The sequence below is a fragment of the Beduini massiliensis genome (genome assembly GCF_000829905.1).
GTDB lineage: Bacteria > Bacillota_I > Bacilli_A > Erysipelotrichales > Coprobacillaceae > Beduini > Beduini massiliensis.
Map to the genome: position 1 here is coordinate 67,060 of NZ_CDPP01000003.1, position 16,517 is coordinate 83,576.

Below are 16,517 nucleotides of genomic sequence, written 5' to 3' on the forward strand. Positions count from 1 at the left end.
AAAAAAGATCCCGCAGGATCTAATGATGATAAATGTCTTGATCAAATTGGTTTTCAGATTTTGCCACGATGATCGAAGTGGTGGAATCTCCAACCACATTTAAAGAAGTCACCAGCATTTCAATTGGGCGGTTAATTGCTAGAATCAAAGAGTAAGCCAGTAAGGCCGCATCGTTGGTGTATCCCATACCGGTAAGGATTGTAAATAAAATGACAGCGCCTGCACCCGGAGCAGCGGGTGTTCCAATCGATGAAACCAGAGCTAATATGGCGATGATTCCAATGCTGGTAAAGGAAACATCATAACCTGAACTGGCGGCAATAAAGATAGCGGCGATAACTTGCATAATCGCTGTTCCATCCATATTAATCGTCATTCCTAACGGTAGTGTAAATGAGGCAATTTCATCATGAACGCCTAATTCTTCTACCGTTGTTTTTTTGTTTAATGGGAAAGCCGCAGCACTTGATGAAGTAGAGAAACCAAAGAGTGCTACTTTGGCAATTTTTTTAATAAAAGGAATGGGATTTAATTTAGCTAATAAACGAATATATATAGGATAACCAATCAGAAGATAAACAAATAAGGCAACAACAGCAGTCACCACATAAGCGAAAGCCGGTTTTAAATAATCAATGCCGTAGATTGCAAAAGTACGAGTCAATAAAACAAAGATGGCGATAGGCGCAAATTTGTTGATGACAAAACTTAAACAAACTGTAATGATTTTATTGATTTCTTCGAGCAAACGATGAAATACTTGAATTTGACTATGTAAATGATTGATCGCTAAACCGATACAGACGGCAATAAAGACAATCGACAATACTTTACCGTTATTAGAGAAAGCAGAGATAATATTATTTGGAACAACGGATAAGAGAATATTCAGTGGATTTGCTCCCACACTTCCTGTTGACGGCGCTAAATTGCTGACGTTGATCGGATTAAACGCTCCGCTGCGATAAACACTCATCCCCACCACTCCGGCAAAGATTAAGGCACACACCGTAGTCAGCAGAAAAACTAAAATGGTTTTGGTTGAGATACGTCCTAATTTTTTTGTATCTTTCATCGTACAGATTGCCAGTGTAATTGAAGTAAATACCATGGGGATAATGATTAATTGCAGAGCATTGACAAACAGTTGCCCAATGATATAAAAGATGCCAATTGCATTACCGGCATTTTCAGCACTGATATCTTGAAATAAAATCCGATTGATGGTATTCCATGTTTCACTATGCCCAGCAGCTAACAGATTTTCACGCAAGACCATGAAGATTCCACCGGCAATTAAACCGAATAATAATGAGAACAGCATTTTAACAGCTAAAGATAATTTCTTCTTTTCTTTCATTTATAACCTCCTGATTTGGACACAAACCTTTAATATTATATATAGCTTTGTCTTATTAGGCAAATATTTTTTTAAAAAACTTGTAAATCGTATTATTTTGGCAAAAAAAGACTCGATTATGAAATCGAATCTTAATGGGTTAAATACAAAGCTAATAATTTCATTGAGTTTTCTACACCTTGATAATGAGAACGCTCATATCCATGGCTGGCAAAAACGCCGGAACCGATTAAGGCAGCACGGATATTGTTTCCGCCACGTAGGGCAGCAGAAGCATCTGAAGAATATGATGGGTAAATATCCACTGCATACTGCAAGTCATTAGCTTTGGCGAGTTCAATTAATTTTGTCGTCATAGCATAATCATATGGACCGGAAGAATCTTTTGCACAAATGGATACATCATATTCACTGCAAGCTAAATCTTTGCCAATACATCCCATATCCACCGCTAATACTTCGGAAATATCATTAGGAATATAGGCCATTCCATGTCCGACTTCTTCAAATGTCGAAATTAACACTTTAACATTGTATTGAGGTAAAATCTGTTCATCATGTAAATATTTTAAAACGCCAAAGATGATCGCTACACTTAGTTTATCATCCAAGAAACGTGATTTAATAAATCCGTTTTCCGTAATCACCGTTTTGGGATCGATACAGATATAATCTCCGTTTGCAATTTCCAGTTTTTCTGTGTCTTCTTTTGTTTTAACGATTTCATCTAAGATGACTTCCATATTTTCTTCTGTTCTTTCCAACGTTGCCGCATCATTGTAAACATGAATAGCCGGACTGGTGGAAAAGAATGTTCCCGAATAAGTTTTATTGGTACGTGTATAAACAGTACACTGCTCACTATCTAAAGTAGGTAAGATCGGTCCTCCTACACGACTAAAAGCCAAGCGACCGTTTGATTTAATACTTCTTACCATTGCCCCTAATGTATCGACATGGGCAGAAACACCGATAGTACGACTGTTATCCGTTCCGGGAACCATAATAATCCCATTTCCTTTTTCTGTCATTTCAAAAGCAAAGCCTAATTCTTGCGCATAGGTTTCAATCTTTTGCATGACGCTATGGGTAAATCCACTTGGACTGTCTGTTTTTAAAATATCCGTTAGGACATCTAATACATATTGTTTATCAAAATTCATTCTATTTCTCCTTTTTTAAACTCTATTATTATTTTACATCTTTTAAGTGAATATACAATATTATTTTCCTTTTAAATAAAGACGGAATTTGTTAAAATAGGTAAAGTAATGAAGAAGGGTGAAAAAGACATGGATGGGATCATATTAATCGATAAACCGTTAGGGTATACAAGTCACGATATTGTAGGAAAAGTAAGAAGAGTTTTGCATACAAAAAAAGTAGGACACTGTGGAACATTAGATCCGGAAGCCAGTGGGGTTTTAGTGGTATGCGTCAATAAAGCAACCAAAGCCCTTCAGTTTTTAACGAGTGAAGATAAACACTACGTAGCGACCATTAAGCTAGGTATTTCCACAGATACTTATGATATGACAGGTGTAATTCAAAACCAAGTCCCTTATCGTTATGATCTAACACTAGATAAGGTGGAACATGTCTTAGCTAAGTTTAAAGGAAAGCAAAAGCAGATGCCGCCAATGTATTCTGCTATCAAGGTAAACGGAAAGAAATTATATGAATATGCCCGGGCAGGGGAAACGGTGGAGATTCAACCACGTGATATTGAGATTTATTCAATCGAATGTGCTGCCTTTAAAGAAGATGAAATTCACATGAAGGTGCATTGCTCAAAGGGAACCTATATCCGTTCATTATGTGTGGATATTGCTGAGGCATTAGGGTATCCGGGATGCATGAGTGCCTTAAAAAGAACGCAGTCCGGTCCTTTTAAATTGGAAGATTGTGTGAGTCTGGAAGCACTAGAAAACAATCAATATGAAATGATTGCATTGGATGATGCATTGGCACATCTGCCATCATTAACGATTGAAGATGAAAAGATCGTTTATCATGGGAAAACAATTGATTCTGCATTAGAAGGGCAGATCGCTATAAAAAATAAAGATGGACATATTTTAGCTATTTATGAACAGACAGGCAATCACACACTAAAAAATGTAAGGGGGTTATGGTAATGAAAGTATTGCATTATTATTTGAACGAACCATTATCCTTGAATCAGCCGATTGCTTTAGCGATGGGATATTTCGACGGACTGCATTTAGGACATCAGGCTTTAGCAAACAAAGTGAAAGATTTTGCCAAGCAGCATCAGATTGCTTCTGCTTTAATGACCTTCTCCCCCAATCCCCTGATTACATTAGGGAAGATGGAAGCGGAACATCATCTAACGTCTTTTGAAGATCGGGCAAAGCTTTTGGAAAAGATGGGAATTGATTACTTAATCATTGTGAACTTTAATAAAGAAGTAAGCCGGTTATCACCGGAAGACTTTTTTAAGCAGTTTATTTTGCCATTGGATATTCGCTGTCTGGTGTGCGGCTTCGACTATCATTTTGGTTCAGGCGGTAAAGGTAATGGGAAGATGCTGAAGGATTTGGCATCAGACCATTTTGAAGTTTATATTCAAGAAGAAATCATGATTGATCAGCAAAAAGTAAGCTCAACCCGTATTCAAAAAGCATTGAGTGAGGGACAGGTGCAGACTGCCCATCACCTATTAGGAAGACCCTACTGTATTAAAGGAGAAGTGATTAAGGGACGTCAGATTGGCAGAACAATCGGTTTTCCAACAGCAAATGTAGATTACGGGGAATATGCGGTTCCTAAAAACGGCGTTTACGGAGTAAAGATAGAAGTTGATCAGCAGGTCTATATGGGAATGTGCAATATCGGTTATAATCCAACGTTTGATTCATTGGATCATCGCTCATTAGAGGTCAATATTTTTGATTTTGATCAAGATATTTATGGGAAGATCGTTCGTGTTTATTTTTACTGTTTAATACGTGATGAAGTCAAATTTTCTTCCCCTAAAGAATTGATCTTACAATTAAATAAAGATAAGAAAGAAATCATTGGTTATTTTTTAGCCAATGATTAAATGTTTTTACCCATAATTTACCATTTTTACCAATTTTGATTATGTAATTGACAAAATTAGAGGATTATAGGATAATTTGTAGATAGAGAAGTGTGCAATTCAAAGGGGGAGTTAATCAATGCATAATAAGAAGAAAATAACGTTGTTATTGTTGATATTTATGATGATCATTCCTGCATTTTATAGATATAGTGAATCTGTAAAGGCGGAGGAAAATGAAGAATTCAATGATGATTATTTCATGGTTTTAGATCGTGACGGAAACGTTGAATATAAAGAATACACAAATGCAGATGAAAATGGGATAGCAACAGTGAGTGCCGAACCTGAAACCTATACGCTAGTATCTAAACGCGGTGAGGAAGAAACAGTCCTCGGAGAATATGACACTTATGAAGAAGCCAGTCAAGCGATGGAAATGTCAAAATATTATCGTTCTGCAGGAGATGTGATGGTGATGGCAAATAATTCCGTTCGAGCTGTAGATTATGGAATTGTTTGGCTCAAAAGCAAAGTCATCAATTATACTGAAGCGGATACAGGCAGAGCCGGTTATTTCCATGGCGAAACAGCAGCGGATGCGGCATATATCAGTACCAGTTCGGATGGACAAACTGTACGTATCAAAGTTTCTGGAACCATGATGGATATTTCTGTAAACGATGTACGCTCTATTGAACCCTATGCTTCTAATTCAAAGACCAGTTATTATGATATCTATAGTGGCTATCTTTATCACAATAATTTATATTGGAGTGGTGCATCGACAGCTGAATCTAATGCACGAATTGGGTATAAATTAGATTACACCCAAACTAATACCGTTTATTACAGTTATGATGGGCATTATTTTTATAAAGACTTTAAAACGATGATCAACGATTATCGTAATGGCAACTACAACAATGCGGTCAATGCAGGGAATCCATACTACAATTATTATCAGTACTTATCTCATCATACGACTTCCTCTTTTTCGGCAAGTAGTTTTAATCAATTTTTAAGTAATGGGATTAAAGGGAGAGATAGTGCCTTAACAGCGCAGGGACAAGCTTTTATAAATTCGCAGAATGCATATACTGTAAACGCAGCCTTAATGCTAGGTGTCTCAATTAATGAGAGTGGCTGGGGAACAAGTACTTATGCTTTAACTCGTAATAATTTATTTGGACACCAAGCTTATGACAGTAATCCTGATAGTGCAACTACATATCCAAGTGCGGAAGCAAGCATTAATAATCATGCTTACGATTATATTTCAAAAGGGTATTTGAGTGCCATTGATTATCGTTATCGTGGACCTCATTTAGGAGATAAACATAGTGGAATCAATGTGAAATATGCCTCTGATGCTTTTTGGGGTGAAAAAGCAGCTTCCCATTTATATAGATTAGCTGATATAGATAATAGTGATTATGGAAGATATACCATAGGAATTATAAAGAGTGGTGAGCAATGGTTTTATAAGGAAGCCAATCCCAATACGGCAATCTTTTCTAGTGCAACTACTGATGGGGAAGGACGAGATCAGGTTTACGATTTTCCGGTAACTATCTTGGATACTGTTACAGGAACAGATGGGAATAAATGGTATAAGGTGATTTCGGATACGCCTTTAACGGATTCCCGTACGCAAATTTCACCGTCTTCGGTTTTTAAAGCTTCGCGAGATTACGTTTACATCCCAACTTCTTCCACCAGAGTTGTTTATAATGGCAGCGGTGTTGAAGTACCTAGTGATGGTATTCTTTTAGGAGATGTCAATGGAGACGGACAAATTACCCCGGCAGATTATGTGAAAATTAAAAATCATATTATGGGCAGCAGTTTACTTACCGGAAGTGCATTACAAGCTGCAGATGTCAATGGAGATGGTAAGATTACACCGGCGGATTATGTGAAAGTTAAAAATATAATTATGGGCAGATAGAGAAGAGGAATGATAGATGAAAAAGAAAAATAAAATCATAATGAGTGCATTATGTACAATTGCGATGGTGGTATGCATGATGACTGGATTTATTCGTGATGTCTATGCAGCAAGTGCTTCTATTTCTGCAAGTGCAGGCACCATTTATGTTGGCGAAACAGTCACTTTTACAGTTTCAGCAAGTAATGGTGCAGGGTATGTTACATTATCAGGTGCAGTGAATGATAAAGTATGGTTGGATAATTCTTCCCAATCATTTACTGTGACAGGAAGTTCAGCAGGAACTTTGTCAGTTTCTTTTAGTGGTGTCATCGCTGATTATGATACCGGTGAAGATCAGTCGGTATCAGGTGGTGCTTCTGTTTCAGTCGTGAATCGTCCAAGCAACAATGGCGGGGGATCAACGAACACCCCTTCAGGCGGTGGAAGCAGTAATAGTGGCGGATCAAATTCAGGCAATACAACCAATACACCAACCGATACGCCAACAGAAGAACCTAAATCATCAAATAATAATTTATCTGGATTATCTGTAAGTACGGGAACATTGAGTCCTGAATTTAATGTGGATACGACTGAATATACAGTGACGTTACCAGCCGATGCGACAACCATCAGTATCGATGCAAGTGCCGCAGATGAAAAAGCAACTGTCAGTGGAACTGGTGAACAAAGTTTGAAGGCTGGATTAAATGAATTTATTATTAATGTTACTGCTGAAAATGGGGACGCTAAAAACTACTATGTAAGAGTGAATGTGGATGAAACACCGCTTGTTTATACAACGTTTAAGGATCAAAAATTAGGAGTAGTCAGAAATACCGATGAAATCGGAATTCCTAATTCTTTTGAAGAAACAACAGTGACCTTAGATGGACAAGAAGTGAAAGCTTGGAACAGTACGCAAATGAATAAAACCATTGTTTTCCTTGTAAATGATGCTGGGGAAAAGAATTTCTATTTATTTGAAAACAATCAGGTCACTTCAATTTTTAAACCGGTGGGGTTATTTGGACGAAACCTTTATATTATCGATGTGCCAACAGAAAAGCAAAAGATGAAGGGATTTACTTTTGGAGAAGTTGTGATTAAAGATGAAAAATTTGGCGGATGGACTTTTGATGATGAAGCCTTTGCTAATTATTCTGTTATTTATGTCATGGATGAGCTTGGAAATATTAAATATTATCAATATGAAAAGACAGAAGATACCTTGCAGCTTTATTCTTTGGCGGCTCCCACAACTCAAGAAGCGGTAGATAAGACCAATGAAAAAGTGAATACACAGCAGATGATTATCTATGCCTTGATTGCTGCAACTCTTGTTGGTGGCGGGCTGGCCGCTTATGCGTTCTACCGATTAGTACAGTCAAAGAAAAATGACGGTTACAACAAGAAATTTGATTATACAAATGATGATGAATAGAAGAGGAATAAGACTCTTCTTTTTATTTTGTTTGATAAAATTTTAGTTTGTCCCTAATATTCTAGTCAATTCTACATGGGGTTAAGCATATAGTATTACTAGGGAGTGAGGATGAATGAGTATTACTAGAGGAGATATTTTTTATGCCGATTTATCACCGGTAGTAGGAAGTGAACAAGGAGGATATCGTCCGGTCCTGATATTGCAAAATAATAAGGGAAATAAGTTTTCTACTACTGTGATCGTAGCCCCTATTTCTTCAAAAGTGCAGAAAAATAAAATACCTACCCATGTCTTAATTGATAATGATCAGTTAGAAAAGAAATCCATTGTCTTACTAGAACAGATAAGAACGATTGACAAAAAACGTATTTTTGACAAAGTCGGCTGTGTTTCCGCAGAAAAAATGGAACTGATTAATCAGGCAATAAAGACGAGTTTAGATATCAAATGAATTTTCTTTTATTAGGTGAAGTGATATAATGTCATAAAGGGAGGTATGAGAATGCGTAATATTGATATAGTATATAGATCTAAAGAAATGATGATTCAATATAAAAAAATCTTAATTCCGATTTTTTTGTTTATTTCTTTAGTTGGGGTCATCCCATCACTAATATCAAATTCACTTCTTACACTGATAGCGAGTATCTTGATAATGCCTGCTGCGCAGGGATGTATCACTTCATCTTTAAAAGTTTATCGTGACAGTGGGGAAACGGTCGAAACATATGAAGATGGGCTATATGGTTTTAAGAATTGGACGAAATTATTTGGTACATATTTTACGTATAATTTTATAAAATTCGTCATATTCTTAATTGAAGTTATTTTGGTAACGACACTGGTTTATATCGTGTTTGGCGATCAATTGATGGAAGCAGTGGAGATGATCAATCAGACATCTTATGGATTCCTAGATTATGACTATGCGTTAGTGTCAGCGTTGGGAGCAATATTTACGGTGTTGGCGATGATTGTTTTACCAAACATTATCGTGATTATCATCACCAATATTGTTTTTGATCTTTACTTCTTTCCGACATTTTATCTTTTGGAAGATGGAGTCAAGGGATTTGAAGCAATGGGGATTGCAAAACGTTTGATGAAAGGAAAGAAAAAACAATTGTTTTTATTGAAGCTTTCTTTCTTTGGATGGATGGTGTTAGCCTATATTCTAACAGTTATTATCGGAACTGTGGTTTCGATGCTGATTCCAATTGGAGATAATGGAACTTTTTTATTCACTATTATTCTATCTGCAATTATTAGTGTTTTAGTATATCGTGTGCGTTATCAATTAGCGATGACCATTTTTTATAAAGAAATGGTAAGAGAGGATACGATAGAAATGGACGATCATTATTATGATTATGGAGAACCTCGTTCTACAGAGGAACTGCCAAGAGAAAATGATGATTTTTACGAAACATTCAGTAATAAGCAATTAATAATGGGGGTAGGTTTATATCTACCTCTCTATTTTATTGGTGCTACCTTTTTATTAAGCATTGTCTTTGCTTTTTTTATGAATGCTTTTGGTTGGACAGATATGGACTTCATTAATTCTTGGTTTAATTTTGTTGTGGATGGCACACTGCTGATTGTGGCGTTCTTTATGTTTAAGGATGTGTTTCGATCTGCCTGGCGATATTTCAGAAGTCTTTCCCTAAAAGAAATCGGGAAACTGACCTTAGCGGGATATGGATTGACTTATGTGGTGATGGTAGCCGGGAATATTGTCGTAAACATATTCGATTTAGGCAGTGAGAGTGCCAATCAAGTAGCGATTGAAGGATTAATGCATAACTTTCCGATTCCGATGTTGTTTGCGACCATTGTGTTTGCGCCATTAGTGGAAGAATTTGTCTTTAGAGGGATTATTTTTAGGGCAATGCGCCGTTTTGGCCCGGTGCTGGCCATTTTGGTATCCGGTTTCTTGTTTGGCTTTATTCATGTAAGTCGTGCTGTTTTTGCTGGGGATCTAAGCCAGTTTATACAAATTGCACCGTATATGTTTATGGGCTGTTTATTTGCATTTCTTTATGAAAAGACAAAATCGATTGCCGTTCCGATGTATTTACATGTCTTCAGCAATCTGATTTCCGTGCTTGTTATTTTATTTATTTAATCATAGTATTTTAGTAGCTGTTACAGCTACTTTTTTACGTTTTATGAACTGGTATTGCTTATATAGATAGGGTATAATAGGGCAAAGGGGGATTTTTATGAAAAAGTTTATACAATGTTTACTTGCTATTTCTTTAGGATTAGTAGTACTTACAGGATGCAGTGATAAAAAGCATGGATTGAATCCAAATAATCCGATCAGTATTACAATTTGGCATTATTATAATGGGAAACAGTTAGTTGCTTTTGAAGAAATGGTGAATCAGTTTAATCAGACCAAGGGAAAAGAATTAGGGATTATCGCCACCGCAAAATCGAAATCAACAATCAATAATCTTTATGATGAATTGCGAAATGCGGCGAATGAAGAAGTGGGCGCAGATGAGATGCCTAATATTTTTACGAATTATGTAGATTTTGCATTAGAACTGGATAAAATGGGGAAATTAGTGGATTTGGATCAGTATTTTACTAAGAAAGAATTAGAAACATATGTGGATTCATTCATTGAAGAGGGACGTTTTGATGCAAAGAATTCATTGAAGGTATTTCCAACCGCTAAATCAACTGAAGTAATGATGATCAATCAAACAGATTGGAATAAGTTTGCCGAAGCCACCGGCAGCAGCCTTGAAGAACTTCAGACATTAGAAGGAATTACTGCTTGTGCGAAAAAATACTATGAATATACCGATGCTTTAACACCGGATATTGCCGATGATGGGAAAGCATTATTTGGGCGTGATTCCACGGCAAATTATATTCTAAGCGGAGCTAAAGAATTAGGCGAAGAAGTATTTAAAGTAGAAAATGGTGAAGCTGCAATCGCTCTGACAAAAGAAACCGCTAAGAAATTATGGGATAATTATTATATTCCTTATATCAATGGATATTTCTTGTCTAAAGGGCGATTCAGCAGTGATGATGCAAAAACAGGAGATATTATTGTTTTAGTGGGGTCTTCATCATCAGCGAGCTATTTTCCATCAGCAGTAATCGATGATGAAGGAAACAGTTATCCAATTGATTGTACAGTTATGAAAGCCCCTTGTTTTAAAGAGGGAGAAGCGATTGCCATCCAACAGGGAGCCGGAATGTCTGTATCTGTTTCGGATGAAGCACATGAATATGCCTCAGCCGTTTTCTTAAAGTGGTTTACTCAGGAAGAACAGAATGTCGAGTTTTCAGTCAACTCTTCTTATCTGCCGGTACAAAAATCAGCCAATAATTTTGAAACGATTACCACACGTTTGCAGGACAGTGAAGTAGTGATGGCACCGGTTGTCAGTGATACTTTAAAAGTTTCTGTGGAGCAAGTGAATGATTATGAATTGTATACCTCTAAAGCTTTTGATAATTCGAATGATGCACGTAATGTATTGGAAAAATCATTAAGCGATAAAGCTAAGGCAGATCGTCAAACAGTACTGGACAGCAATGATAAACAAGCCGCCATTAGTAATTTTGATACCGAAGATCATTTCAATAGTTGGTATGAGGGGTTATTAAAGGAATTAAATGAAATCATCAATAAATAGGAGTATCTAATATGAAAAAGTCAACCTCTATAAAAACTAAATTATTAAAAGCGATGATTACAGTTGTATTCGTGCAATCATGTATTTATATAATTTTCGTTTTTGGTAGTGGGGCAATCAAGAATATCGAGACAAATGCATATAATAATATAGCAGCGACTTCTCTGACAAGAAAAAATACGGTGGAGTCCATGTTAAGTCGATATAAAAACAGTTTAGATACCTTTGAAAAAGAGTTTAATAAAAATATTCAGACACGGGCAAAAGATTTAGGGATAGATCTGATGAGTTCACTCACTGCAGAACAAACATCAGATCTGCTCCATCCTTTTGCCGATGAATTACTGACACTAACAAAGAATTCCAATGTCAATGGGGGATTCGTTATTTTAGATGGAAACGGCGCTGTTGAAAAACCAGCCTTATATTTTCGCCGTTTGGATATTTCGTCAATTTCTTTGGATAATAGTGATATTATCGCCGAGTATGGATTAAGTTCTATCATGAAAGATTATCATATTACTTTAGATAGCCACTGGACACCCTATGTCGATCTTAATATGATGGATTATCAAGATTTTTATACGAAACCATTCTCCGTGGTGAAAGAATATCCGGGATTAAAAAGCAGTCAGTATGGCTATTGGTCAAAGAAATTTAATTTAAGTCCAACCGATATTGATATTTTTACCTATAGTTTGCCGCTCATTGACAATGCCGGAAATGTCTATGGGGTTGTAGGAATCGAAGTGAGTACTTCCTTACTGGCTCAATCGATGAGCTACAATGATTTGAATGTCGATGAAATGGGAGGCTATTTGATTGCAGTAAATAACAGTGATACAGATAGTCAATATGGTATCGAATTTATCAATAGTCCTTATTTGAAAGCCGTCCTAAATAATGCGGATATCACACTGAAAATGATGGAAAATGTACCGAATATGGCAAATGTTTCCGCTCAGGGAGTCGATGACAGCTTGGTTGCCGGTGTACATCGTATTAATATTTATGAGAAAAATGGTCCTTTTTCAAATGATCAGTGGTATCTGGTGGGGGTTGTTTCTAAGAATAACCTGTTAAGCATGGTCTATACGATGGATAAAGCGATTCTATTATCGTTTGTCACAGCCATTATGGTATCGGTTGGGATTGCATTGCTTTCCAGCTCTAATATTTCTAAAGCCATGCTGAGAGTCATGAAGCGATTGAAAGAAAGCAATCCGGCTTCTAAGATCCAATTAGAGAAAGTGAATATTAATGAGATTGATGAGTTATCATCAGCGATTGAAAAATTAAGTTCAGATGTGGCATTCAATGCTTCTCGTTTGACTAAGATCTTTGAATCGATTGATTTCCCACTAGGGGCAATTGAATATAAGGAAAGCGAAAATTCAATTTACTGTTCAGATAATCTTGTGACACTTTTAGGAATGCCGGAAGATATCAATTTATCAAATATTGATGAAGTAGCACAATTTTTTGATGCATTTAGTGAGCGTTTATTAGAAAATGAACGAGAAGAAAATATGTTTACCTGTTTAGCACCTGTTGGTGATACGCAAAAGTGGTTCCGTTTTGTTTTAAATGAAGCAGATGACCGTTTGCTTGTCATTGTCACAGAAATAACCAAGGAAAAATTGGAAATGCAGAAAATGGCTTATGAACGTGATTATGATGTTTTAACTAATTTATTGAATCGCCGAGCATTTAAAGAAAAAGCGATGCAGATCATTACCGAAAACTATACCGTTATTGCCTGTGTATTATGGGATCTGGATAATCTAAAATATGTGAATGATACATATGGACATGATTTTGGCGATCTTTATATTCAGCAGTCTGCTCAAGTTTTAAGTACGATAGAAGTGGGGAAAGCGATCATTTCCCGTCAATCAGGAGATGAATTCATCGGCTTGTTTTATGGTTATGAAACCGCTGAGGAAGTCCTGACTGAAATTAAAAGAGTGCATGGTACTTTATCGAAAACACGCATTCAGTTCCCTGATCAATCATCGATGCGTCTGCGTGCTTCGGCTGGTATTTCTTGGTATCGGGAAGATGCTCATGATTATGATCAAATGATTAAGCATGCTGATTTTGCGATGTATGATGCGAAAAGACGGCAAAAGGGAATTGTGGTCACTTTCAATGAAGACTCTTACGAACGCGATAAGATCTTATTAAATGATACGGAACTCTTAAATCAAATGTTGGAAACAATGGCTGTTCGTTATGCTTTTCAGCCAATCGTGTCATTAAAAACAGGGGAAGTATATGCTTATGAAGGGTTAATGAGACCGCAGATTCCTAATTTGAAAGATCCGTCTGATGTGATGCGACTAGCCAAATCACAATCTAAACTCTATTACATTGAACAGATGACTTGGTATCGTGTGCTGGAAGAATACAGTGCACAAGTTTCTTCCGACAAGCCTTATAAATTATTTGTGAACTCAGTGCCCAATACAAGTCTGTCTGCCGTAGATATGAATCATATTCAAGAAACCTACGGGGCATATCTGAAGTCCATTGTCGTTGAGATGATTGAGAGTGAACAATCCGATTTAGGACGATTTGAAACAAAAGTAGATCAGCTTAATCGTTGGCAGGCAGAACTTGCGATTGATGATTTTGGTACAGGATACAGTAGTGAAACAACGGTATTAACGATGAATCCCGCTTATGTGAAAATTGATATTTCGTTAATTAATAATATTGATAAAGACAAAGATAAACAGTTAATGGTAAAAAGCTTTTTAGCCTATACGAAAGCCAAAGGCATCAAAGTTATTGGTGAAGGAGTGGAAAGAGCAGAGGAATTAAAAACATTGATTGATTTAGATTTGGATTTTGTACAAGGGTTTTATGTGGCAGAACCGGATTATACAATAAAAGATATTGATGAAGAAATTAAAAAAGAAATTTTAAGTTATCATCAAAAAAATTAAAAGTTGTTTTGTCTTTGAAGAAAGCAAGCCATACTAATAATAAAAGGTGATGAAAGGAGGAAAATGCATGGATATCAAGTTAAGTCTTGAAAGTGGATTTGAAAATTTTAAAGATTGTTTTGATCATTTTCCTTATGGAATCTGTTTGATTAGGAAAGATGATGCATTAACGATTGACTATTTGAATGAATCTGCAAAGCGATTGATGTTAGATGTAAATCCGCCTTTCTCATTGATGGCTTTCATTGATATGAAAGAAGAGAATAGAAACGCTTTTATACAAAAGCATAATGAGGATTGGCTGATGAATATTCAGTTTAATATGGGAAGGTCATTTCTCCAGTTAAGGTGCACCCAAATGCCGAAATTGGATCACCATATAGTTGGACTGCTGCTGGATATCAGTGAATATCAGAGCGATGAAGCACAGATCAACCGTATCATTATTGAACAGACAGGAATTACTGTATTGGAATGGCAGCGTCAATTATCACGTTACTATTTATCTTCCGGTGCGGAATGCTATGGTTTTTATGGGCATATGAATCCTTATAAATTTGATTTTCTTCAAAAAGAGGATATACATCCGGATGACTGGAAAGAAGTGAAAAACACATTTCTTTTATTGCAAAAGAATGAAACGCAAGCGAAGATTACCGTTCGATTAAAAGATAATGATCACAGCTATTTATGGTGTCATCTTACTTTCTTTGTGATGCGTGATCAAGAAGGACAAATGGAGCGTATGATCGTGACCATTCATAATGTAGATGAAGCAGTTAAAAACCGTCAGTCACTTGAATATTGGGCTGAATATGATCCTTTGACAGGCTACTATAATTACGGTAAATTTAAAGAATATGCGCGAGAATTAATCCACAATAATAAAGATAAGAAGTATGCCTTGTGTTATACGGATTTGAAAAACTTCAAGTTTTTAAATGATATTTATGGCTATGAAGAAGGAGATCGTATTCTGAAGTATTGGGCGGATAAATTAAATCTTGTTTCAAGAGAAAAAGAGTCGTTTGCGCGAATTTCTTCAGACCATTTTGCTACGTTAAGAACGTATGAAGATATAGAAGATCTGGTATCTCGTTTTCATCATTCGGTACACGAACTTTATAAGTATCAGAGTGCGACGAATAAGAAATTTCCTTTAGAAGTAGCCGCAGGATTTTATTTAATCAAAGAAAACGATCGTCACAGCATTGAAGATATGTTGGATCGTGCAAATATTGCCAGTAAGAGCGTCAAAGGAAAGCCCGGCAGTCAATACGGTTTCTATGATGATCACTTGCGCCAAAGTGTCATCGTTCGTAAGGAACTGGAAGCTGAAATGTTTCATGCGTTAAAAGAAGAACAGTTCGAAGTATATTTTCAGCCGATCGTGGATATCAAAAATGGGGATCAAGTGACCGCCGCAGAAGCGTTGGTACGCTGGCAGCATCCAAGCCGCGGTACTATTCCCCCTAATGATTTTATTCCTTTGTTTGAACGCAATGGATTTATTGTCGATCTGGACCTTTATATGTTTGAAAAAGTATGTCAGTATGTTAATAAGAATAAAATCACAGATATGATGATTTCTATCAATGTATCACGGGTGAGCGCTTTTCAATCGGACTTTGTTAAGAAATATATTCAATTAAAAGAATACTATCAAGTTCCTGATGGAATTTTAGAATTGGAATGTACAGAAACAACTGTAGTGAATAATCCTCGAGAGTTAAATACGATCATGAATAAGTTAAAAGATCATGGTTTTTTATTCGCTATTGATGATTTTGGTTCCGGTTATTCCTCATTAAATGTTTTAAAAGAAATTTCAACGGTGGATGTCTTAAAGCTGGATCGTATTTTCTGTACTGATGATCTGCAGGAAAGCCGCAATCATGCGATTATTTCCAGTATCATTACCATGGCAAAAAAACTCGATATGAAAGTCATTGCCGAAGGGGTAGAATCGTTAATGCAGTGTGATATCTTAAAATCGTTAAACTGTGATTATATACAAGGGTATTTATTTGATAAACCCATGCCCATTTCAGCATTTGATAAGAAATATCGTGATTTAAAAAATTAAGCCCGATGATGGGCTTTTTTAATGCAAAA

Annotated in this window: 11 protein-coding genes; 9 read left to right on the top strand and 2 right to left on the bottom strand. The window is 36.3% G+C overall.

Going from position 1 to position 16,517, the window contains the following annotated elements:
* Positions 1–19: 19 nt before the first annotated feature.
* Together BN1225_RS02050 and BN1225_RS02055 are read right to left on the bottom strand one after the other, a co-directional pair.
* A complete protein-coding gene (locus BN1225_RS02050; RefSeq protein WP_041138175.1) occupies positions 20–1,360 on the bottom strand; it encodes a dicarboxylate/amino acid:cation symporter in 1,341 nt (446 codons plus the stop codon).
* Between the two features lie 131 nt (positions 1,361–1,491).
* A complete protein-coding gene (locus BN1225_RS02055; RefSeq protein ID WP_041138176.1) occupies positions 1,492–2,523 on the bottom strand; it encodes a M42 family metallopeptidase in 1,032 nt (343 codons plus the stop codon).
* 129 nt (positions 2,524–2,652) lie between these two features.
* Between BN1225_RS02055 and truB the strand changes: the two genes are divergently transcribed.
* From truB to BN1225_RS02100, 9 genes are all read left to right on the top strand, one after another.
* Entirely contained in the window at positions 2,653–3,498 is an 846-nt protein-coding gene (gene truB, locus BN1225_RS02060) for a tRNA pseudouridine(55) synthase TruB (RefSeq protein ID WP_041138177.1), read from the top strand.
* Entirely contained in the window at positions 3,498–4,427 is a 930-nt protein-coding gene (ribF, locus tag BN1225_RS02065) for a riboflavin biosynthesis protein RibF (RefSeq protein ID WP_041138178.1), read from the top strand. Before truB ends, ribF begins: the two co-directional genes overlap by 1 nt.
* A gap of 118 nt (positions 4,428–4,545) precedes the next feature.
* Positions 4,546–6,357 carry a dockerin type I domain-containing protein gene (locus BN1225_RS02070; protein ID WP_052466235.1) on the top strand — a complete coding sequence of 604 codons (1,812 nt, stop codon included), beginning with the start codon at positions 4,546–4,548 and terminating at the stop codon, positions 6,355–6,357.
* A 16-nt stretch (positions 6,358–6,373) separates the two neighbouring features.
* A complete protein-coding gene (locus BN1225_RS02075) occupies positions 6,374–7,783 on the top strand; it encodes a cadherin-like beta sandwich domain-containing protein (RefSeq protein WP_052466237.1) in 1,410 nt (469 codons plus the stop codon).
* A gap of 115 nt (positions 7,784–7,898) precedes the next feature.
* Positions 7,899–8,237 (top strand): type II toxin-antitoxin system PemK/MazF family toxin, encoded by a 339-nt coding sequence (locus BN1225_RS02080; RefSeq protein ID WP_041138179.1) that lies wholly within the window; start codon positions 7,899–7,901, stop codon positions 8,235–8,237.
* A gap of 51 nt (positions 8,238–8,288) precedes the next feature.
* Positions 8,289–9,914, top strand: coding sequence for a CPBP family intramembrane glutamic endopeptidase (locus tag BN1225_RS02085; protein WP_041138180.1), 1,626 nt, complete (start codon positions 8,289–8,291; stop codon positions 9,912–9,914).
* A gap of 97 nt (positions 9,915–10,011) precedes the next feature.
* Positions 10,012–11,451 (top strand): ABC transporter substrate-binding protein, encoded by a 1,440-nt coding sequence (locus BN1225_RS02090; protein WP_052466238.1) that lies wholly within the window; start codon positions 10,012–10,014, stop codon positions 11,449–11,451.
* Between the two features lie 11 nt (positions 11,452–11,462).
* The gene (locus BN1225_RS02095) at positions 11,463–14,402 is read left to right on the top strand and encodes an EAL domain-containing protein (RefSeq protein WP_041138182.1); all 2,940 of its coding nucleotides are present in this window, start codon (positions 11,463–11,465) and stop codon (positions 14,400–14,402) included.
* Between the two features lie 67 nt (positions 14,403–14,469).
* Positions 14,470–16,488 (top strand): bifunctional diguanylate cyclase/phosphodiesterase, encoded by a 2,019-nt coding sequence (locus BN1225_RS02100; RefSeq protein ID WP_052466242.1) that lies wholly within the window; start codon positions 14,470–14,472, stop codon positions 16,486–16,488.
* Positions 16,489–16,517 lie beyond the last annotated feature (29 nt).